Source organism: Vibrio sp. OPT20 (assembly GCF_963889365.1).
In the GTDB taxonomy this organism is placed as follows: domain Bacteria; phylum Pseudomonadota; class Gammaproteobacteria; order Enterobacterales; family Vibrionaceae; genus Vibrio; species Vibrio splendidus.
This window is the reverse complement of sequence record NZ_CAWPOA010000058.1, coordinates 13476-34106: the sequence shown is the minus strand read 5'-3', so window position 1 is coordinate 34106 and position 20631 is coordinate 13476. Positions and strand designations below refer to the sequence as shown.

Here is a 20631-nt window from a genome sequence, read left to right as displayed (position 1 = left end):
TAAATCCAAGATTCTAATTTACACTGTAAATCTAATTTGTAACGGTCAGTCTATTTAAATGATGGCTTGTCTATTTACACTGTAAATTTGCTAGCAAAACATCGACGTCTTTACGAAACTGAATCTCTGCTTGTTTGCGACCAACAAAATTAGACTGTTCAACACAAGTCCCCCACTCTTTCTGCTGAACGACCTTTGCGATGAGTAAGTCAGAAATACCTATGTTTCGATCGTTACCAAGTAGAATCAAGTTCAGTACGCTGAAGCTAATCGCATCGTAACTGTTGCCACCGTTCACGTAATTTCTAACTAACTGAGTTTCAAACTCGCTAACGGTATTGACACTCTTTGGCAGCAGTACGCGCACCATTTCGGTTTCAAGTGAAACTAAAGAACCTGAAACAAGAAAGCAGTAGCTACGCTCGAAGTGACTTAGAGCTTGGTTAATCCAGCTTTGGGAGTTTGAGGTAAGCGTCTTAACCATCAGTACCGAGTGGCAGCCACTTGCCTGATCGCGCTGGTGGCCAATATGGACAGGTACAAAATCGTTATAGCGCCAGAATGAAATCAACTCACTAGTCGCACCGAAGCTTGTTGCCAGATAATCCGCTTGGCTAGTTTGCTCTGATAACTTAGCCAACATCCAACCGCCAATGCCCAAACCTTGATGAGGCGTTGAAACTGCAATGCGCATCACTCGAAGGCAGCGACTGGTCGCCGCTTCTGTACAGCCAAGTTGGTTTGCCAGTAACACAGGTGCAAGGTGTCCTTGAGGCCTGCGTTTTCCAATTTGAATCTGAGCGATCAAATCTTTATCTAAACCACCCTCTTCAGTAACCAACATACAACCTAAGCATTCATCTTGCTGCCAGGCGGCGTACAAACGGATTGCTGAATTGTTGAGGAACTGCATTAAATCGTTGGGTGACGTCTGATAATGAGCATCGACAAGTAGAGAAAAACATCGTTGTAACTTGTGTGGATTAGCCAAGCAATCTGCTTTCGATAGTTCAACTAAATTTAATTGGTTGATTGTCTGATCAGAAAAGTTATCTAACTCATGAATCGCCGAGTCACTTAGCGACGCATCGTTACCAAGCAGGAAGCAATCAAACAACCAAGCTTCTAGTGGGTCGTTGTTGTTCCAACGAATCGGTTGTTCAAGCTTAAAGCCTTTCCAACCAGGGCGGTGTACAGAAAGCCAAGATTCAAACTTAATCCCAAACCCTCGTCCACTGCCCTCGTAACCGTGTACCGTGGTTGAAAAAACCATGCGATGATAAATGCCGACCATGGACTTGAGCATAGGGATTGGAATAGCAGCCGCTTCATCAACCAATAGCAGGTCGCAATCAGGCTTAGATTTAAGTAAGTCGTCCGGAGCCACGAATCTTAAACTTCCCCCTTGATGGCGAATGTGAGTAGCGTTAACCACTTCGATGACTTCGAGTCGCTGTATTGCATGGGAAAATACAGGCTCGATTGCTTTCACAGAAGGCGCAGTCACAATAATATCTAATCCATGACGTTCAACCAGAAGCTGCTCTGCGGCAATGCCCAACGTCGAGCTTTTACCGCGGCCTCTATCTGCGGTGAGAATCAAAGGGCGTTTGCGATGCCCAGACACTACCTTTTTAACTAATTCAACAGCCGTGTTTTGCTGTTCAAATTTGTCCAATCCGTTTTGGGCGCTTTGCATCTGAGGAAGAGCGTGAGTTGCTTGAACTACATCGCCGGCTTCATTGTGTTGTGAAACAGAAATCAGTTTATCGAAATGACGTTTTAACCAACGTTGACCAAAGCCGGAACTTCCACCCTCTTCAGCTTCATTGACGTTTGGCGGCAACACCAACAACAAACCGCCACCCACTAACGACCCCAGTGCTGCACTGAAACCATTCGCGTCAAACTGCTCTCTAAAATCACAAACAAGAATCTGGCATTCACGACCCAGAAGTTGCTGCCCCTTCTTGACCGGTGCATGCGTCACATCGTCGAATGGGACACCGCCAATCTGAAAAATGGATTTAACGTTCTTATCTTGAAGGAAAGTTGAAATAGCCGTGTTTTGCCAATCGACATCACCGTTAAAAACCACGCCGTAACGGTGATCATTGTATTGAGCAACATCAGAAAGTGTATGCAGAAAAGTGTTGGTTGGGTTTGTCATAGTTAGCGTCCAGATTCATCTAGACACAGTTTATCACAGCCAAATAAAAAGCCGCATAATGCGGCTTTAGAGTCGTAATGGAAAGTTGTCGACTTAGTCGAGCTTCGATTGAACGAAGGCTAAAATCTCTTCCATTGTCGCATCATCCACTTTCTTAAGGTTCAACGCCAAGTTTGAACCCTTACGGCTGTATGAAGCGCGGCCTTTAATAAGCTCAACTTTTGGAGAAGCTTTCTTCGCTGGCGCTGGCGCCAATTCAAGAATCCAACCTTCCAAAGTTTCAGTAACGTCTTTAGTTAAACGCGTAACACCTTGTGCTTCGCTACGCTGCCATACAAAACCTTCAGAAGCATCACACTTAGTCAGTAATGTTTGCTGCTGTTCGCCAGTCAGGCCACCAAATTGTTTGTGCAGCTTAACAATGGTTGGTCGACCAAGATCGCTCACATTTGGGTAAGCTTGTAGCAGTTCAAGAGGCAAAGCCGCCGCTTTCAACGCGCCACTCACCAAAGCTTCACTGCACTGGAACATTTTCGCTAGTGCTTTCTGGTCTTCAGCTTCGCCTTTATCTAGCTTCGCTTGCATCTCTTTACCCTTCTCATACAGAGAAAGCGGTTTATGAGCGTTAGCGACATCAGATAGGAACTTAGCGTGTTCGCCGTTGATGTTTTCAGCAACATAGATAAGGAACTCTTTGTCAGCCAAAATACACGACATGCGACGACGGCTACCATCAAGAACTTCAATCTTACCGTCTTTGTTTTTACGACCAACCGCTGGGTATTGCTGGCCACGTTCTTTCAATGTTGTAAGAACATCAGAAAGCGCGTGCTCGTTTAAGAAAGATTGCTCACGAGCATTTTCTTCGAAAACAACCGTTTGAGTTGCTACGTCAGCCGCCGGGATTCGAACTAGTTCAAATGAAACCAATTCTTCGCCTGCAACAGAAAGCTCGATCACTTGAGCCTGTTCTTTAGCCGCTGTTTGAGCTTCTTGTGGCGTAGCTACGCGACGTTTGTTTGCTTTACCAAATAGCTTTGCATTTAAGTCAGATGTTTTAATTGCCATTCTTGTTATCCCTGATTAAGTGAAGGCCAGTTGCTATGTAATACACGCTCTAATTCTAGAGCACTTTTTTGTACTGCGTCTTGAGCGACAGCCAGAGTTTTCTTACCGCCCTCAAAGTCGCTAACCGTTAGATCGAAAACCGTGCTGTAAGTATCTGCACAGGTTTCAAAAGCGCGGCTTCTTGGAATAGTGGCCATCATTACTTGGTCATTCAACAGGTAGTTCATCTCAGTTAATACTGATACCTGCTTCTTGTTGTCGTCTTCAAACATGGTTGGCATTAGACGAACAAATTCGAGCCCTTTCCAGTCGTCCGGGAACATCTCGTACACGGTTGGTAAGTGCTGGAAGAAGTTAACCGTTGAAGCCCAATCCAAACGCTTGGCTGCACATGGAATCAGAAGAGCGTTCGATGCGTACATTGCGTTCCACACTAGAGGGTCTACGTGCGGGCCGGTATCAATCATAATCACATCAAAATCATCAGCAATTTTGTCGATAAGCTTCTCTTTTAAAAGACGAACAATATCAAGTGACTGATCTTGAGATAGGCTTTGCCACGCTTCAGCGTTAAACATCGCGTCTTCTGGGAACGCCGAAATCGTCTTTAGATTCGGATACTGTGTTGGTAAAAGTACGTTCTTACGCAAGAATTCAAGATCAACATCTTGGCCTTCTGGCACGTTGTCCAACATGATATCAACAGCAGAATAGATACTGTCGTGCTCTGCACCACTAATTTGTGGGTTCAAGAACAGACGCAAAGAACCTTGTGGATCCAAGTCAATTAAGCAGATACGGTAGCGCTTATCTAAGTTCAAAGACAGACAAGCCGCTAGGTGAACCGCAGTCATTGATTTACCCGTACCGCCCTTTTGGTTCTGTACGTTAATAACCCATGGCTTATTGTCTACATGCTGCTTACGTTGGTGAAACTTCGGCACTTCAGCTGCGTCCATCAGCATGTGAGCTTCAGTCAATGAAATCGAGTAATGATTGGCGTTGTTCTTTGTAAACTGATGACCATCCGCTTCAAGCTTGTTGATAGCCTCATCCAATTTTCGACGAGTTAAGCCTGAACGCGTCTCCATCATAGCTTTAGACATTGGAGGGAAATGTTCATCACTTCGCTCTTCCAGAATAATCTCAATTCGGTCAGCCTGAACTTGTTGAGTTTGTTCGGCTAGCTGATAGAGCTTATCAATCGTTTGTTCTCTTTTCATTGCCAGTTTCCGTAATGATTAACCTAGAACAAATTGTACAGCGATTAACAACAAACACAACAAAAACATGAACATACATTTATGAGTAAAATCACATAAAATAGACTGTATTTTTACAGCTTGATGAAAAATAGGCTTAGATGAACACAAAAACTTCTATTTTTATCACCGCTAACCGGTTCTATTTCCGGCTTACATTTAAAATGTTACATCGTCACTTATTTACAATGTAAATGTAATTACAACAAATAAACTTCGGAACGATTGAAATACAACCATAGATTACGGTTGGTGTGATTTTCATTCGAATTTGGCAGATTTTCAATAAAAAATAACCAAACAGACTAAATAGACAAAAAATTCAAAGTCGAAGTAAAAATCGAGTGCCATAAAACGAAAGAGGATTGGAACCTATCCGGAAGAATGATCATGGAGCACATCAACAGTTAGATAATTGATAAGGCCAAATTATGAAGCATGATCAAGGCCTAAACTCACCAATATTGATCGGAGTAAGTGCATGTTAGAAATGATCAACTCACGGAAAAATGATCAAGTAAATATCGTTCCGGAAGCATATAAATATAGAGCTAACTTACGGACAAATGCTTTTGCAATGGGGATTCAAGCTCTATAAGGCCTCATTGCTTGGAAATTCAATCGACACGGATTACAAATACAGAAACATGACAATTTCATGATCATGCTTCCTGATTTATGGTGTATCGAGCTAAAAGCCCCCAACCAGTGATTATGTAACCACTACCGATTGAATTTTAAACACTAAAGGGGAAGAACGATGTAAAAGGCGCATTACTTGATCATTGTTCCGATGAATTGGCTGTCAAAAATATCCACATAGGTGACTTAGAAGCCGCTTAATACAACTTGATCAATTACGGACTGTGGATAAGCTGTATAAGCATAATGATCATGCTTTCGAACCGATAATGATCATGCTTACAATGACTTAATGATCATCGTTCTGAGGTTCTGTGATCATGCTTTCTTTAATTTAATGATCATCGTTTCGGGTTCTTTATGATCATGCTTTCCAATCGGATTTTTTTTAACACTTATAATTCAGATGCTTAAAAGTAAATTCACCGCCAGATCATTAGATCACTTAATCATTTAAGATCATATTAATCAAAAAGATCAGTTATTTAAAAGCCAATAAATTCTCTTTATTTATGATCATTCTTTCTTTATCATTCAGGAACTATAGTGAAATTACGGTTAGTGTGATACGGATCAAAAATGAAACCAGAAGAGAAATTGTTAATTAAGGCACGAAGCCACAAAGATGGTCATTTATTTGAGGTATCTGAAACAGCCGTTGAATGGATAGAACAATATCAACACTTCAAAGGGGTCACCAAAAGCATCGTTGAGCTTCTTAACCTAATTTCACTACGTGGGTTTAGCAGCAAAGATGGATACGTCTCCACCACCGAGATTATTGAATCAACTGATGGTCAAGTGACTCGCGCCGCCTTGCAACAAAGGCTGAGAGCCGCTGTAAGTATTGGTCTTTTCAAACAAATCCCAGTTCGTTTTGAAGAAGGCCTCGCGGGTAAAACCATGTTGCATCGCTTTGTGAACCCAAACCAATTGATATCGGTACTGGGTGCTTCCAGTTTAGTGACAGAAAGCGTCAAGCAAAATGAAAAGCAGAAGCGTTCTAAAGCACTAGCTCAAACCAAAGTAAACAAGCGCTTACTGAATGAACACGGACTGAATACACCACCGACGATGAAAGACGAAGCGGATCAATTCATTGTTTCTCCAACCAATTGGGCGGGGATTATTGATCAAGCTTTGGCGCCACCTAGAACACGTAAGAGCTACCAGAAATCTATGGTTTCGATCTCTGGCACTCGAGCGGTGATCGAGACAAGATCTTCTAAAAACATCATGACGGTTGACGATCTAATGACGCTGTTCGCGTTATTCACGCTTACTGTTCAATATCATGATCACCACCAAGATGATTATCATCTCGACGCGAAACACACACCGAACAAAACACCACTCTACATCACTGATATTTTGTCTTTGCGTGGCAAGAAAGACAGCGGTCCTGCACGCGATTCGATCCGTGACAGTATTGATCGTATCGAATTTACGGATTTCCAACTGCACGAGCTCACGGGCCGTTGGCTTAGCGAGAACATGCCAGAAGGCTTCAAGAGTGATCGTTTCCGATTCTTAGCTAGAACCATTACGGCATCGGAAGAAGCGCCTACAGAGGGCTCTGATGGCGAAATTCGCATTAAACCGAACCTGTATATCCTTGTCTGGGAACCTTCGTTCTACGAAGAGCTGCTGACGCGTGATTATTTCTTCCTATTTCCGCCAGAAATCCTGAAACAACATACCTTGGTCTTCCAAATGTATTCGTACTTTAGAAGCCGTATGGCACGTCGCCACTCAGATTGTATGTTACTGAGCGAGCTGAACCAGAAGTTGGCTCGTAATATCGATTGGCGTCGCTTCTCGATGGATTTGATCCGCGAACTCAGAAAATTGGGCGAAGTAGGGGATCAAGAAGATACTTTCCTGGTAAATCTTTGGGGTTATCACTTGACGATCACGGCGTTGATCGAAAAAGGAAAAACCACCGATTATCAGGTTGATATCAAATGTAATGTCGAAGAGGTGTTGCGTTATTCAAGAGCGCGTACCACCAACGCCGGTAAGCGTAATATGGCACCGACGTTACCGAACCCGCTGCGTAACGAGATGGTGTCTAAGCAGAAGCTGGAAGAGCTGTCTGAGATTATCGATGGTGAGTTTGAACCAATTCAGCGCAAAGCTCCGTCGCCAAGAGGCAAATTGGGACGTCGAGTTAAACAGCGTAAACACTCTGTTGAGATCAACGCTGATGAGATCATGATTACTCTCTCTAAATATACCTCCACAGAGGCTCTAGAACGCAGTATAACGGCTTTATCTGCTATGACCGGGCACTCACATGCCTCAATCAAAGAAGAGTGCTCAGAGCTCATTGAGAAGCTTGATTGGTTGAGAGTAGGGGAGGATGTTATCCCATACGAAACACTGAGTCGCTTAATTGAGCTGTACAACGACCGTGACAGCACCAGCAATCGACACCTGTCCATTGAACGTTTGATTTCTGGTTTGGCTGTGCGTCGTAAAGTGTGTAAACAAGTTCACGAAGGTCATTTGGACGAGAATGTGTTTCTGGCGCTCGATGAAATGGCGATTGGCCATTAATCACTAGGGCGTGTTGATCTTTCGAGCTGATTTTTGCAGTAGAAATACCCAGTATCAAGAAGCCCGTATTTATGGTCGATGAATGGATAGTTTGAACACATTAGGTGCTGATTAAAACCGCACCTAACGCTGACAAAGTTCTGACAATGTAACGCATCCAGTTGATTATTATTTATCCCGAATAGACAACCTTTGTCCTTTCTTATGATTAATAGATTGGCTCATATTTTGTTACATCATACTGAATAGATTTTTGCGAGTTCCTAAGGGACTCGCTTTTTTTTGCCTGAAATTCGTATAATCATTAAAATTCAATAATTTACATATTAATTGTAACTGCTAGCCCTGAAGCATGATCAAGGTTAGATCATGCTTTCTACGGATCTTATTTGTGAAGGAATTCTGCTTTGGTGTTTGATCGATCAGGGTTAAACCGTGGAGTAGATCAGTGGAGTTGATGTAGAGCTGCACCTTGATCATCGTTCTGGTGTTGGCTTGCCATAAAACGCACATGCGATTCGATCAATTTTTCTGATTCTTCTTTCCAGCGAGGTTCTTGTTGTTGGTTAGTAAATTCCAAAGCCAGTACACATAAATGCTGGAGCCGCTGCGTACACCACTCTTGCAAGTCAGGCTCTGATTTTGGGTCGCATGACACGGCCTGCAGCTTGCTATAGGCAAACATCAGGTATTGATAGGCCTTTTCTTGATTGTGCGAACCACCAGCCTCGTTTGAGAGCGATGATACGCTTGGTGCTGCAAACTTTGTCGATGTCGTCAGCGTTACGCCTTTATGCCGATAAAACGTAAAGATTCTCAGGCATCCGTCTAGCCAACATGCGATGCCTTTGCTCTGCTCATCCGTGATCAATGGCCCCCAGAGCGCGTCTGGAGGCGTTAAGATCAAAGGTTCTAACCGGTCCACTTGATCATGCTTTCGGTCTTTGTACCAATCTCCGATCCGCTCTAACCAAGTGTCTAGTTCATTCATGCAACGTTATCCCACTGTTTTACAAAGTGATTATCAGCAACTTGCTTGATTTCATGCTGTATTTCACAGCTCTGCTCTCGAATTCGATCTGCGTTTATTGAATAGTTTGGCTCATTTTTGACGAGTTCGCCAAATGGCAGATCGGGATCGGGAACGGCAGAGATCAACAGTTTAGTGTACGGATGTTGTGGATTGGTTAAGATCGACTGTGTTGATCCCCATTCGACGATCTGCCCTTTGTACATTACCGCCGTCTCTTCTGCGATGTAGTGTGCCGTCGCAAGATCGTGAGTTATGTACAAAAAGCCAATCCCCAACTCTTTCTTCATTTTTTGCATCAGGTTTAATACACCAAGTCGTATTGAAACATCCAACATCGAGGTAGGTTCATCGGCAAGGATAACCTCTGCACCTACTGCGAGCGCTCTTGCTAAATTAACCCGCTGTCTTTGGCCACCACTGAGCTCATGAGGGTATTTGGCGAGAGTTTCAATGGGTAACTCCACCAGCGTTAATAACTCTTTGAGACGCTCTGTGAGAGCCTGTTTCGTGGCAACTTGCTTATGGATTTTAAGCGGGCGCGTTAAGTGGTGCTCAATGGTGTGAGTTGGATTAAGTGAGCCAAATGGGTCTTGAAATATCATTTGTACACGGCTGCGGTAATCCAAGATATCTTTGCGGCTTTTTAGGGTAGAGATGTCTCTGCCATTGAACAGTATCTCTCCCTCTGTCGGTGGGTAAACCTTGGTCATCAATCGGGCGCAGGTGCTTTTCCCGCAGCCTGATTCTCCAACCAGCGCCAATGTTTTACCGGCATGCAAATCAAAACTCACCCCATGTAGGGCTCTAAAGATCGCTTCTTTGCCGAGTCCACCGCCAACGGTGAACTCTTTAACGAGGTTTTTCACTTGAAAAATAGGTTGTGACATAGAGCTCTCCTAGCACGTAGTCGCGTGCGCATGTTCGTGAATGTTAGGGAAAGAACTCCATAGCTTTTGGGTGTAGGAGTGCTGAGGGTTGTTACGAATCTCATAGGCTTGGTTGATTTCAACGATCTGGCCGTGGCGCATGATGGCAATGCGGTCACATAGCTGGCTCATTAGTGCCAGGTCATGGGTGATGAACAATATCGAAAACCCAAACTCTTCTCTGAGTTGGTGTATTTGCTGCAGAATTTCGCGTTGTACAACCACATCAAGCGCCGTTGTCGGCTCGTCCATGATGATCAATTTGGGATTGAGGGCGAGCGCGATGGCGATGACTAAGCGTTGACGCATCCCTCCGCTGAACTGATGCGGATATTCGGTGAGGCGGTTACGAGGAATGTTTACAAGGTCGAGGAGCTTCTCTGCGCGGTCTTTAGCTTGTTCGTTGGTCATTCCTTTGTGGTGACGTAAAACATCAGCGAACTGCTCTTCAATGGTCAGTACGGGATTGAGTGAGTTCATTGCACTTTGGAATACCATGGCGATTTCGCTCCAACGCAAGGTGTTCAAGTGGTCGTCAGATAAACCGAGCAGATCTTGCCCGTTGAACAATATCTTCCCTCCAGAGATGAAAGCAGGCGGCTTGTGTAAACGGTTAATGGCAAACGCGATGGTACTTTTTCCGCACCCTGATTCGCCAGCCAAACCAAAAATCTCGCCTTGGCCTATGCTAAAGCTTACGGATTTTACAGCATTAAAATCGCCGTCATCGGTGATGTAATCGACACATAGATTCTTCACTTCGAGAAGTGGTTTATCTGAATTTTCCCTAGACATGATAAATCCTCAGTTATGATATTGATAACTATTATCATTAACATGAAGTGAATTTAGTGAAAGCGATGAGCACAAAAAGAATGAAGTGCCTCGAAATTTATCTTGGGTTATTTCACGAAGTTTCAGTGGGAAACAAGAAATGAGAACGGGGAAAATGAGAGGTGGATCAAACCACATTTCTTATGGGGAATCTTGTAAATGTAATTGCAGAAAATGGCTTTGGCAAAGTTTAAATGAGGCATTTATTAATTAGCTTTGTGAAGCGTCGGAATCATCACATTTCAGTACAGAATGTCTTAACAAGTGAAATAGCATTTGCTACAGATTACCTGTCCATTACATGGTGCTTTTCGGAGGAAAACATGTCCATTAATTCTATCAACCATGATGAAATGACAAATATTGCAAACAAGTGGGATGCTGAAGAAGAAGTATCTTTCAAACCAGAAAAGAAAATGAAGTCCGCTGAAGCTCGTCGTCGTATTGAAGCTCTAAGAGAAATTAGAGAAAGCGGTTTTAGTCTGGAAGAAGCGAGGGAACTAGGTCTTATTCACTAAGGACCCCTATTGCATTTAAGAGGGTGGCGCACCGCCACCCTTTGATTTATATAACTTTTTAACAGGGCTATGAGTTTTTTATAAGTAAACCATGCTCCTTGTCTCCCACCATTTAAATCCATTGTCCCGCCTTTACATTGCTTGTTCCCGACTAAAAACATGCTCATGGCATACTCTTGAACTAAGTTGTTTGACAGTAATATGCAACGCCACTAATTTTAAAGTTAAAGCAAAAATATGAGATGTCGTTGGTAAGGAGAAGGCTATGTCTAATTCTGTGGCGAAAGCCAAAGAAGTGCTGTTTTATGAACCTGAAGATCCAAACGGATACCTGTCAAATTTTGCAGCTTGTCCCATTAAGGTTAACGATCAAGTTTGGGCAACCAGCGAACATTATTATCAAGCGATGAAATTTGCTTCTGAAGCGTTACGCAATACTATTTTGGAAGCCAGTACCCCTGCTGAAGCGTTCTCTTTAAGTCGTGATTATGAAGACCAAGTTCGAGAAGATTGGTATGACATTCGTGTTGAAGTGATGCAGTTCATTGTGACTGAGAAGTTCAGACAGAACCCGCAGTTTGCGCTGTTTCTGACTAACACCGGAGATTCGGTGATCAAAGAGCATTCTCATAAAGACCATTTTTGGGGCGATGGTGGTGATGGAACTGGTGAGAACCGTTTAGGTGAAATTTTGATGGCGGTGCGACAACAGCTTCGTAATCAACAACTACATTTGATTGCTTCGCACTAACCTATCGAGTACAAGTTCAAAGATAGTTTCCCTAAACGTTAAATTTTAAAGGCCGCTCTGCAATTTAGTATTAAGCAGAGCGGCCTTTTCGTTGCAAGTCGAGCTAAGGTGACTAAGAGTAGAAAAGTGCTCTACAACGTCAACTAGGCGCTATTACAGATAAACGAAGGATCTATAAGTACCCTTGCACGATGTCATTGAGCTGACCATCGTCTTTCATTTGGTCGAGACGTTGGTTGATGAAGCTTTGCAGCTTAGGATCCATCTCAGGGTCAAACGCCAAATGGATAGGGTAGTTATTGATCACTGAACCAAACTCTTGCATCTGGTAATCATCAATACTTAACTTCTGCTCGTTTAGGTTGTATTTGATTCTCGATTCCATCTCAACAAAAACGGTATCACCAGGCGTTCGGTTTAATACACGAAAAGCCGCGCTGTAATCTTTAACTCGAATCTCGTTGAGCTTACCTTGTTTGATGTAAGGCTCTAGGTTTGGATATTCGAACCCCACCAGCAAGACCACCGCTTTTCCGTTTAAATCGTCGATAGTATTGAACTCAAATGGTTCCTTGCCACTGCTGAGTAACACGTGTTTTACATTGTAAATCGGATCTTTAGACAGGTTTACAGATTGGATATTTCCCCAACTAGGACTGCCGTAGGTTACCCAGTTTGGATTCTCTCTCGCGTCGAGCTTGTCAATCATGCGGTTGAAAGGGTAGGTGTGGTAATCGATCTCGTATTGGCTGTCATCAAATACGGCCTCAACAATATCCGAAACCATTCCTCTGTGAGATGACCCGTCAGTTTCGATCTGAAAAGGTTGCGCTTGGCTCGCAATAATGTAGTAGTGAACAGGTTCGCTTGCAAAAGCATAACTGCTTGAAAACAAACTGACTATGGATGCAAATATAAGATGTTTTTTCATAACCTTCCCTAGTTATTTGATGAATGACTACTATTATACTAGTTGAGTAATTGTAGTTTGCTAGGATAACAATAATGGTAATTTGTGTATGGTGACAAAAGGAAAACGCTATATTGGACTCTCCCGACAGTTGATCGGGACTATCATAGCAATCAGCACCTTATTCACAGTTATAGTGACAGGTCTAGGGTTGTATGTGGAGTACCAAAGTCGAGTTTCTTTTATCAGTTCTCAGATCGAACAGGTTAAGGCAGGCTATCTTTCGGGTTTAACGTCCAGTTTGTGGGTTGAAGATCGAGAGCAACTGTTTGTGCAAGCCGAAGGTATCTCCCGCCTACCTTCGGTTAGTTACCTTCTTATCGAAAGTCCCGATGAAAAAATTCTAGAATTAGGTCAAAAGACCTCAGGTCAGTCTTATTCCCAGTCTTGGGAAATGGTGCACCAGATGGGGGGGACAGATTTCCCATTAGCGACGCTCACGGTGCAATCTGATTTGAGCATGATCCTCAACGACTTTGAAGAACGAGTTCTACTATTGCTCGCCTTCGAAGCCGTTAAAATCTTCTTATTGTCTCTGGTTTGTTTAACGATCGTCTATCGTCTCGTGGTGAAACGCTTAATGACTATGTCGTCCCAGATCAACCAGCAACAGGTCGAAGACAACAAACCACGCTTCATAACGCCAACCGATTCTACTTACAAAGACGAGATCTCGACACTAGAGAGTAGCTATAACCAGTCGGTTGAACGTATTCGTCAACAATACCAAGAACTGGAAAAAGCCAAAGATGTCGCTGAGGTTGCCAACCGCAACAAAAGTGAATTTCTTGCCAACATGAGCCACGAGATCCGCACCCCGATGAACGGGATTATCGGACTGTCGTCTCTGCTCTCTGAAATGGATATGCCGAAAGAGCAAAAAGAGTATGTCGATATGCTCAATACCTCTTCGCTTACTCTACTCGACTTAATCAATGACATTCTCGACTACTCGAAGATAGAAGCGGGTCGTCTAGAACTGCAACAAGAACCAATGAAGATGATGGGTATTGCTGCCGATGTTGAATCGACGTTTAGAGTTAAAGCCGAGCAGAAAGGGCTCAGATTCCAACTGGCGATTGATCCTAAGATCCCAACCATGGTGATTGGCGATGGCACCCAGCTAAGACAAGTGCTGAATAACCTGGTCGGCAACGCCATCAAATTTACCGAGCATGGTCATGTCACACTCTCACTTCGCTTGGAAGAAGTCATAGAACCAGAACAAAAGCTCAGAGTGAAATTTGAGGTGACTGACAGTGGTATTGGTATTGCTGAAGACAAGCAACAATCGGTGTTCGATAAGTTTCAACAAGCCGACGGCAGCACCACCCGTATTTACGGAGGCACCGGGCTTGGTCTAACGATATGCGATAAGATCGTGACCTTAATGGGCAGCAAGCTTGAGCTAACCAGTGTCGTAGGCAAGGGGAGTACATTCTACTTTACCGCTGACTTTGACCCGAGCCTGGACGTTGACGAAAGCAATATCGATTTTAATAAAGTCTCGGTGCTTCTGGTTGATGATAGTCAGCTGAATATGCGTATTACCTCAACACAGCTTCAATCATTCGGCGTTAAGTCAGAGTGTTGTGAAACCGCCACCCAAGCGTTAGAGCTTGTTTCGGAGTCTGTGGCGAAGTCATCGCCTTATGATCTGGTGCTGATTGATAAAGTGATGCCGTCTATTGATGGATTCCAGTTAGCAAGAAGTTTGATTGAGCGTTTTGACAAAGCGTGTCCTAAGCTGGTGATGATCTCTGCCGACCCACGCAAGCAAGATGAAGCGCGCGCTAAACAAGTGGGTTTTGTTGCCTACATAGCTCGCCCTTATCAAGATAACCAACTTAAATGGACGTTGAGTGAAGTTCTCGCGAGAGCAGCGGATACCTCAAACTTTACCTATCCAAACAGAGGTGAGGTCGCGTTCAAAGACAATGAACCAGTACCATTAACCAAACCAACGAGGTCTGTTGAAGCTACACCAACGGCTTCTGTCACAACCACACAAACAGACAAACAAGCTCCAATCAAAGAAGAGCCAAAACCAGTGGCCGCTTCGTTTAGTGGCAAAGTATTGGTCGTTGAAGACTCTCGAGTAAACCAGCAAGTTGCCAAGATGATGCTCAAGAAGCTTGGGTTTGAGGTTGATATTGCCGATAACGGGGAAATTGGTGTCGAGAAATTCCAGGCCAACGAATACGAGATGATTTTTATGGATTGCCAGATGCCAGTTCTTGATGGCTTCGAAGCCACTAAACAGATCCGAGCGTTAGAAGAGGGCTCTTCACAACATATTCCAATCGTCGCACTCACGGCCAACGTCGTACAACGAGACAAGCATTTGTGCTTCGATGTAGGTATGGATGAGTTTTTACCAAAACCGGTTAATCAAGGAAAGCTGAGAGAGATCGTAGCCAGTTTTTTATCTAAGGAAAGTGATTCGACCAAAGAAGAAGATGAGCAAAAGATTGTTTAGTTAGTGCCTCATTAAACGTAATCGTTGAAAATAAAAACTCCGACTGAATCAGTCGGAGTTTTTGTATGTGCTCGCTTTTTCTTCCTAAGCCAAAGCTTAAGCCTAAGCCTAGGCAAATGGTTACGTGACGCTAACCAATACTATCAATATGAATCACCACAGAATCGGGTCGCCAGTATTCCAACTCGCAATCCATTAGTTCACCGTCCTGTTTGTAGTTCACCCGGCAGATCTTTAGAACGGGCTGCCCTTCTGCCAAATTTAATGCCTTGGCGACATGCGCAGGGGCAGAGGTGGGTATCACATCAAAGCGCGATCGTTTGGTCTCGTAGCCGTATTTTTCTCGGTAGATGCCTGTCAGCGACATGGTGAGGTTTTCTGACAACACCTTCTCAAACAACGGCGCTTTTAAGACGTTTTCAACAAACAGCACCGCTCTGCCATCAATAAAGCGTAATCGCTCAATCACGTGTATCGGGGTTATCTGTTCTATTTCTAATGCTTTGGCGTAATCGCCTGCGGCCATTTCTGTGCGGGTGCTGAGCAACTTGGTTTCTGCAATACGATGTTGTTCGCGAATCATTTGATGAAAGTGAGAGCGAGACAGCGGGTTGTAGCGGATACGTTCGGGTGACACATACCAGCCACGGCGCTCTTCTCGGTATATCAAACCTTCTGTTTCCAGAGACACCAACGCATCTTTGAGCGTGATTCGTGTGGTGGAAAACAGTTCGCTAAGGTTTCTTTCTGATGGCAGTTTTTGCCCTTCAATGAAGATACCTGATTGAAGCTGCTCTCGAATACTCGCCTTAATTCTTCCTAACTGTGTCCCTGATTGCCCGGTGCCCAATGTTCTCATTACTGATCTAGTCCATAAGTTCGTGTGCTTAATAAGGTAAACCATGGAGTTAACAGGAATGTGACAGTAAACAATGGCTTATTGTCATATGAGTGAAATATAACTGCCACGTAAATGCACTCGAACTGTCAAATAACTTACGGCAAACCGTCACATTCCGGCTATAGCATACAAAACGAACTTACTGACCTAGTCCAGAAGGATAGAGACAATGAAAACTTTGCTTAGCCGTTCAACTGTATCGCCAGCTAAATTAATCGGTTCACCTGCAAAATTGATAGGCACAACCGCTAAATTGATTGGTGTAACAGGACTTACGGCAACACTTTCAATGCCAGCGATGGCGAAGGATGCTGATCTTGAGTCACTGATTGAAGCCGCTCAAAAAGAGGGTGCAGTTTACAGTGTGGGTATGCCAGACAGTTGGGCAAACTGGAAAGGCACATGGACTGACCTGAAAGCAAACTACGGTTTGAAGCATCAGGATACCGATATGAGCTCGGCGCAAGAGATCTCGAAATTTGAAGCAGAGAAGAAAAACGCAACCGCTGATATTGGTGATGTGGGTTTCGCATTCGCACGTGTGGCCGTAAAGAAAAACGTCACTCAGCCATACAAACCAACCACTTGGAATGACATTCCAGACTGGGCAAAAGACAAAGATGGTCATTGGGCTCTGGCTTACACTGGCACCATCTCTTTCATTTCCAACAACAACCTTGTTGAAGATGCGCCGAAAACTTGGAGTGACTTACTAGAAGGTGACTACAAAGTCACAGTCGGTGATGTCGGCGTAGCAGCGCAAGCAAACAACGCGATTTTAGCGGCTGCATTTGCTAACGGTGGTGACGAGTCAAACCTAAAACCGGCGATTAAATTCTTTGGTGAGCTAGCGAAGCAAGGCCGTCTGTCTTACACCGACCCAAGCATCGCTAACCTTGAAAAAGGCGAAGTGGAAGTGGCAATCATGTGGGACTTCAACGCACTGAACTACCGCGACAAGATTGACCGTGAGCGCTTTACCGTCAGCATTCCACAAGATGGCTCAGTGATTTCTGGTTACACCACCATCATTAATAAATACGCACAAAACCCGAACGCGGCGAAGTTGGCTCGTGAATACATCTTCAGCGACCAAGGCCAAATCAACCTAGCAGAAGGTTACGCACGTCCAATCCGTAGCAACATTACGCTACCTCAATCAGTTCAAGACAAGCTGATCTCAAACGAGCAATACAGCAATGTTCACCCAGTGACTGACTTCTCAGCATGGGAAAAATCAGCACGTCGCCTGCCACGTCAATGGCAAGAAAGCGTATTGATTCACCAGCAATAACCCCGCTTAACACGCCACCTGTAACGGGTGGCTTATAGAAACAAGCAATAGAGATTAGACCATGAGCAATAAGGTTATCCTTGTTGTTCTAGATGGACTGAACTATCAGGTAGCCCGTGATTGCATGGGCTATCTGAACGGTCTTCTAGAACTAAGTGATATGCAGACAAAACAGGGCGATATGCATGAAAAACAGGGCGATTCGCACAATAACCAAGGCGATTTGCGTAATAAACAGAGCAACTTGCAAATCATGAGCACGCAAAAAAACAAGCTGCGCGCCACGCTTTACCCTGTGCAGTGTGAGCTGCCATCTATGTCCCGTCCACTGTATGAGTGCATTCTGACCGGTGTTCGCCCTGTCGAGAGTGGCATCGTTAACAATCAAATCGTGCGTTTATCGAATCACGAGTCGATATTTAGCTTGGCTAAATCGCAGGGCAAAGTGACGGCTGCAGCGGCATATCATTGGGTGAGCGAGTTATATAACCGAGCGCCATTTGATGCTGTGCGTGACCGCTTTACCAACGATGAGACCATGAACATTCAACATGGCTGTTTCTACCACTGGGATCACTACCCAGATGAAGCCTTGTTCTTGGATGCCGAGCACCTGCGCGTGACTCATCAGCCTGATTTTTTACTGATTCACCCAATGAACATTGACGATATGGGACATAAGCATGGGTTGGATTCTCGCCAGTACCGCAATAGTGCACGTGGCGCGGATATCTACCTATCAAACTATCTTGAGAAATGGGTAGACGATGGTTATCAGGTGATCATCACCAGTGACCACGGTATGAACAATGACTTGTCTCATGGTGGCATTCTGCCTGAAGAGCGTGAAGTGCCTTTCTTTGTGATTGGCGATAAGTTCACACACCAAGAGTGTTCAGTGAAACAGACCGACATCTGCGGCTGCGTGTGTCAGTTACTCAACCTTGAACACGATAAATCTTACACTCAGGAATTGTTGGCCCTATGAGCAGTTCTGTAATCACGCAGAGCGATGGCTCTGCGCTTCAACCCAAAACCAAATCTTTGTTTCAACGCCTCAAGCCCGCTTTGTGGCTTGCGCCTTTCGCCCTGTTTTTCTATCTGTTCCAACTGGCTCCCATGGTTTGGGTGCTGATCAACAGCTTCTTCTATGACGATGAGCTCTCTCTAGAAAACTATTCTGAAGTCTTCGATTCTGCCTTCATGATGCAGGCTTTTGGCAACAGTTTATGGTTGTCGATTTGGTCGAGTATTGTTGGTTTAGCGATCGCGACTCTGTTGGTCTCATCATTGCGCCGCGTTGATTCTAAAATCCGCGATGCGGTGATTGCCTTCACCAACATGAGCAGCAACTTCTCTGGCGTACCTTTGTCGTTCGCCTTCATCATCATCTTGGGCACCAATGGTGCGATCACCTTATTGCTCAAGCAGTACGGGCTATTGGGAGATTTTGACTTGTACGGCAAGTGGGGTTTGTTGGCGATTTACATCTACTTCCAGATCCCATTAGCGGTGTTGTTGCTGTATCCAGCGTTTGATGCTCTGAGTGACGACTGGCAAGCAGCTTCGGCACTGCTTGGCGCGAAAACTTGGCAGTACTGGACCAAAATCGCGCTGCCTGTGCTATCTCCGGCTTTGTTCGGCACCTTCATCATCTTGATTGCCAATGCGATTGGTGCGTATGCGAGCGTGTATGCGTTGACCTCGGGCAACTACAACGTGATTACGATTCGAATTGCGAGCTTGGTATCGGGCGACCTGTTCCTAGAACCAAACCTAGCCGCCGCAATTTCCGTGATTCTGATGGCGATGCTGGCCTTCATCACCGTGATTAACCAATGGCTGATCAGCAAAAGCTACGCAGGGAAGAGAAAGTAATGAACACCGTAAATACTCGCTTTCATAAAACGGTTGTCTATTCGATTGTCGGCATCATGATGATCCCGATCTTAGCGACCTTTATCTACTCGATCTCCTCGCGTTGGGGCGCCACTATCCTGCCGGATGGCTTCACGTTAGATTGGTACATCAACCTGCTGACGGATCCTCGCTTCTTGCAAGCCTTTGGTCGTTCACTGTTTATCTGCGTGGCGGCACTGTCATTGAGTGTGGTGTTGGTTCTGCCTGCGATTTTCGTGGTGTTTTACTATTTCCCGAAACTCGACAAGGTAATGAATATTCTGATCTTATTGCCATTCGCTGTACCGCCAGTAGTGTCATCAGTTGGTTTACTTCAATTGTATGCAGACAGTGAAATCTCACTGATAGGCACGCCGTGGATTTTGATTGGCACCTACTTCACCATCGCACTGCCATTCATGTATCGTGCGATTGCCAACAGCTTTGAAGCAATTAACTTGCATGACTTGATGGACGCGGCACACCTGCTTGGCGCGAGTACCACCAAGGCATTCTTGCTGATTATTTTGCCAAACCTTAAGAAAGGCTTAATGGCGTCACTGTTCTTGTCGTTCTCGTTCCTATTGGGCGAGTTCGTGTTCGCCAACATCTTGGTAGGAACACGCTACGAGACACTGCAAATCTACCTATACAACATGCGTCAAACCAGCGGCCACTTCACGTCAGCCCTTGTGATGACGTACTTCCTGTTTATTTTCTTACTGACTTGGTTGGCAAGTCGTTTCAGCCAGGGAACAAAATAATGAGCTATGTAAATGCGAAAAACCTCACCAAGCGCTTTGGTGACAACACAGTGTTTGAAGACATTGAATTTTCCATCGAGAAGGGCGAATTCATTACTCTGCTTGGCCCGAGTGGCTGTGGTAAATCGACTCTGCTGCGCAGCTTGGCTGGCCTGAATCCTGTCGATGGTGGCGAGATCTGGGTCAACGGTGAAGAGATTACTCACCAAGTGCCACAACAGCGTGGTATCGGCATGGTGTTTCAATCTTATGCGCTGTTCCCAAACATGACGGTTGAAGGCAACATTGCGTTTGGCCTTAAGATGAAAAAGCTTGCCGCCGATGAGATTAAGCGCGAAGTCGCGAAAGTGATTGGGCTGGTGGACTTAACGGGCAAAGAAAAGTTCTACCCGCATCAGTTATCGGGCGGTCAACGCCAGCGTGTGGCCTTGGCAAGAGCCTTGGTGGTCAAGCCGCGTATTTTGTTGTTGGATGAGCCGCTTTCTGCGTTGGATGCGAAGATCCGTAAACACCTTCGCCAACAGATCCGAGATATTCAAAAAGAGATGAACCTGACCACGA

At 44.7% G+C, this 20631-nt stretch carries 17 protein-coding genes; 9 read left to right on the top strand and 8 right to left on the bottom strand.

What is annotated here, in order from left to right; translation table 11 throughout:
• Positions 1-70 precede the first annotated feature (70 nt).
• From AACR09_RS12350 to AACR09_RS12340, 3 genes are all read right to left on the bottom strand, one after another.
• The gene (locus AACR09_RS12350; RefSeq protein WP_193835068.1) at positions 71-2170 is read right to left on the bottom strand and encodes a GNAT family N-acetyltransferase; all 2100 of its coding nucleotides are present in this window, start codon (positions 2168-2170) and stop codon (positions 71-73) included.
• 93 nt (positions 2171-2263) lie between these two features.
• Complete coding sequence (locus AACR09_RS12345; RefSeq protein WP_004732564.1) at positions 2264-3238, bottom strand: ParB/RepB/Spo0J family partition protein; 975 nt, start codon at positions 3236-3238, stop codon at positions 2264-2266.
• A gap of 5 nt (positions 3239-3243) precedes the next feature.
• Positions 3244-4461 carry a ParA family protein gene (locus AACR09_RS12340; RefSeq protein ID WP_004732566.1) on the bottom strand — a complete coding sequence of 406 codons (1218 nt, stop codon included), beginning with the start codon at positions 4459-4461 and terminating at the stop codon, positions 3244-3246.
• Positions 4462-5721: 1260 nt separating this feature from the next.
• On the opposite strand from AACR09_RS12340, the gene AACR09_RS12335 reads away from it, so the two are divergent.
• Positions 5722-7701 carry a replication initiator protein RctB domain-containing protein gene (locus tag AACR09_RS12335; RefSeq protein ID WP_193835067.1) on the top strand — a complete coding sequence of 660 codons (1980 nt, stop codon included), beginning with the start codon at positions 5722-5724 and terminating at the stop codon, positions 7699-7701.
• A gap of 445 nt (positions 7702-8146) precedes the next feature.
• Here AACR09_RS12335 and AACR09_RS12330 read toward each other — a convergent pair whose 3' ends face one another.
• From AACR09_RS12330 to AACR09_RS12320, 3 genes are read right to left on the bottom strand one after another with little or no spacing between them, the layout of a single operon-like run.
• Positions 8147-8692, bottom strand: coding sequence for a transcriptional regulator (locus AACR09_RS12330; RefSeq protein ID WP_102561815.1), 546 nt, complete (start codon positions 8690-8692; stop codon positions 8147-8149).
• Positions 8689-9621 carry an ATP-binding cassette domain-containing protein gene (locus AACR09_RS12325; RefSeq protein ID WP_102561816.1) on the bottom strand — a complete coding sequence of 311 codons (933 nt, stop codon included), beginning with the start codon at positions 9619-9621 and terminating at the stop codon, positions 8689-8691. Before AACR09_RS12325 ends, AACR09_RS12330 begins: the two co-directional genes overlap by 4 nt.
• Positions 9622-9630: 9 nt before the next feature.
• On the bottom strand, positions 9631-10455 hold the full coding sequence (locus AACR09_RS12320) for an ABC transporter ATP-binding protein (RefSeq protein WP_004732572.1): 825 nt from the start codon (positions 10453-10455) through the stop codon (positions 9631-9633).
• Positions 10456-10817: 362 nt separating this feature from the next.
• Here AACR09_RS12320 and AACR09_RS12315 point away from each other — a divergent pair, with 362 nt between their 5' ends.
• Both AACR09_RS12315 and AACR09_RS12310 read left to right on the top strand, forming a co-directional pair.
• Positions 10818-11012: a PA3496 family putative envelope integrity protein gene (locus tag AACR09_RS12315; protein ID WP_004732575.1), complete on the top strand. Its 195-nt coding sequence runs from the start codon at positions 10818-10820 to the stop codon at positions 11010-11012.
• 265 nt (positions 11013-11277) lie between these two features.
• On the top strand, positions 11278-11763 hold the full coding sequence (locus AACR09_RS12310) for an NADAR family protein (RefSeq protein WP_004732576.1): 486 nt from the start codon (positions 11278-11280) through the stop codon (positions 11761-11763).
• A gap of 172 nt (positions 11764-11935) precedes the next feature.
• Here the strand turns inward: AACR09_RS12310 and AACR09_RS12305 are convergent, their stop codons facing one another.
• Positions 11936-12694: a substrate-binding periplasmic protein gene (locus AACR09_RS12305; protein ID WP_193835066.1), complete on the bottom strand. Its 759-nt coding sequence runs from the start codon at positions 12692-12694 to the stop codon at positions 11936-11938.
• A gap of 88 nt (positions 12695-12782) precedes the next feature.
• Between AACR09_RS12305 and AACR09_RS12300 the strand changes: the two genes are divergently transcribed.
• Positions 12783-15212, top strand: coding sequence for a response regulator (locus tag AACR09_RS12300; RefSeq protein ID WP_193835065.1), 2430 nt, complete (start codon positions 12783-12785; stop codon positions 15210-15212).
• A 130-nt stretch (positions 15213-15342) separates the two neighbouring features.
• On the opposite strand, the gene AACR09_RS12295 is transcribed toward AACR09_RS12300, so the two are convergent.
• A complete protein-coding gene (locus tag AACR09_RS12295; protein WP_102572349.1) occupies positions 15343-16071 on the bottom strand; it encodes a UTRA domain-containing protein in 729 nt (242 codons plus the stop codon).
• 211 nt (positions 16072-16282) lie between these two features.
• Here AACR09_RS12295 and AACR09_RS12290 point away from each other — a divergent pair, with 211 nt between their 5' ends.
• From AACR09_RS12290 to AACR09_RS12270, 5 genes are all read left to right on the top strand, one after another.
• Positions 16283-17407 (top strand): ABC transporter substrate-binding protein, encoded by a 1125-nt coding sequence (locus AACR09_RS12290; protein WP_193835064.1) that lies wholly within the window; start codon positions 16283-16285, stop codon positions 17405-17407.
• A 61-nt stretch (positions 17408-17468) separates the two neighbouring features.
• Positions 17469-18395 carry an alkaline phosphatase family protein gene (locus AACR09_RS12285; RefSeq protein ID WP_193835063.1) on the top strand — a complete coding sequence of 309 codons (927 nt, stop codon included), beginning with the start codon at positions 17469-17471 and terminating at the stop codon, positions 18393-18395.
• Entirely contained in the window at positions 18392-19285 is an 894-nt protein-coding gene (locus tag AACR09_RS12280; RefSeq protein WP_193835062.1) for an ABC transporter permease, read from the top strand. The genes AACR09_RS12285 and AACR09_RS12280 overlap by 4 nt, the downstream gene beginning before the upstream one ends.
• The gene (locus tag AACR09_RS12275) at positions 19285-20070 is read left to right on the top strand and encodes an ABC transporter permease (protein WP_004732591.1); all 786 of its coding nucleotides are present in this window, start codon (positions 19285-19287) and stop codon (positions 20068-20070) included. Before AACR09_RS12280 ends, AACR09_RS12275 begins: the two co-directional genes overlap by 1 nt.
• The coding region (locus AACR09_RS12270) for an ABC transporter ATP-binding protein (protein ID WP_228010563.1) at positions 20070-20631 on the top strand (562 nt) is incomplete at its 3' end. The genes AACR09_RS12275 and AACR09_RS12270, both read left to right, overlap by 1 nt.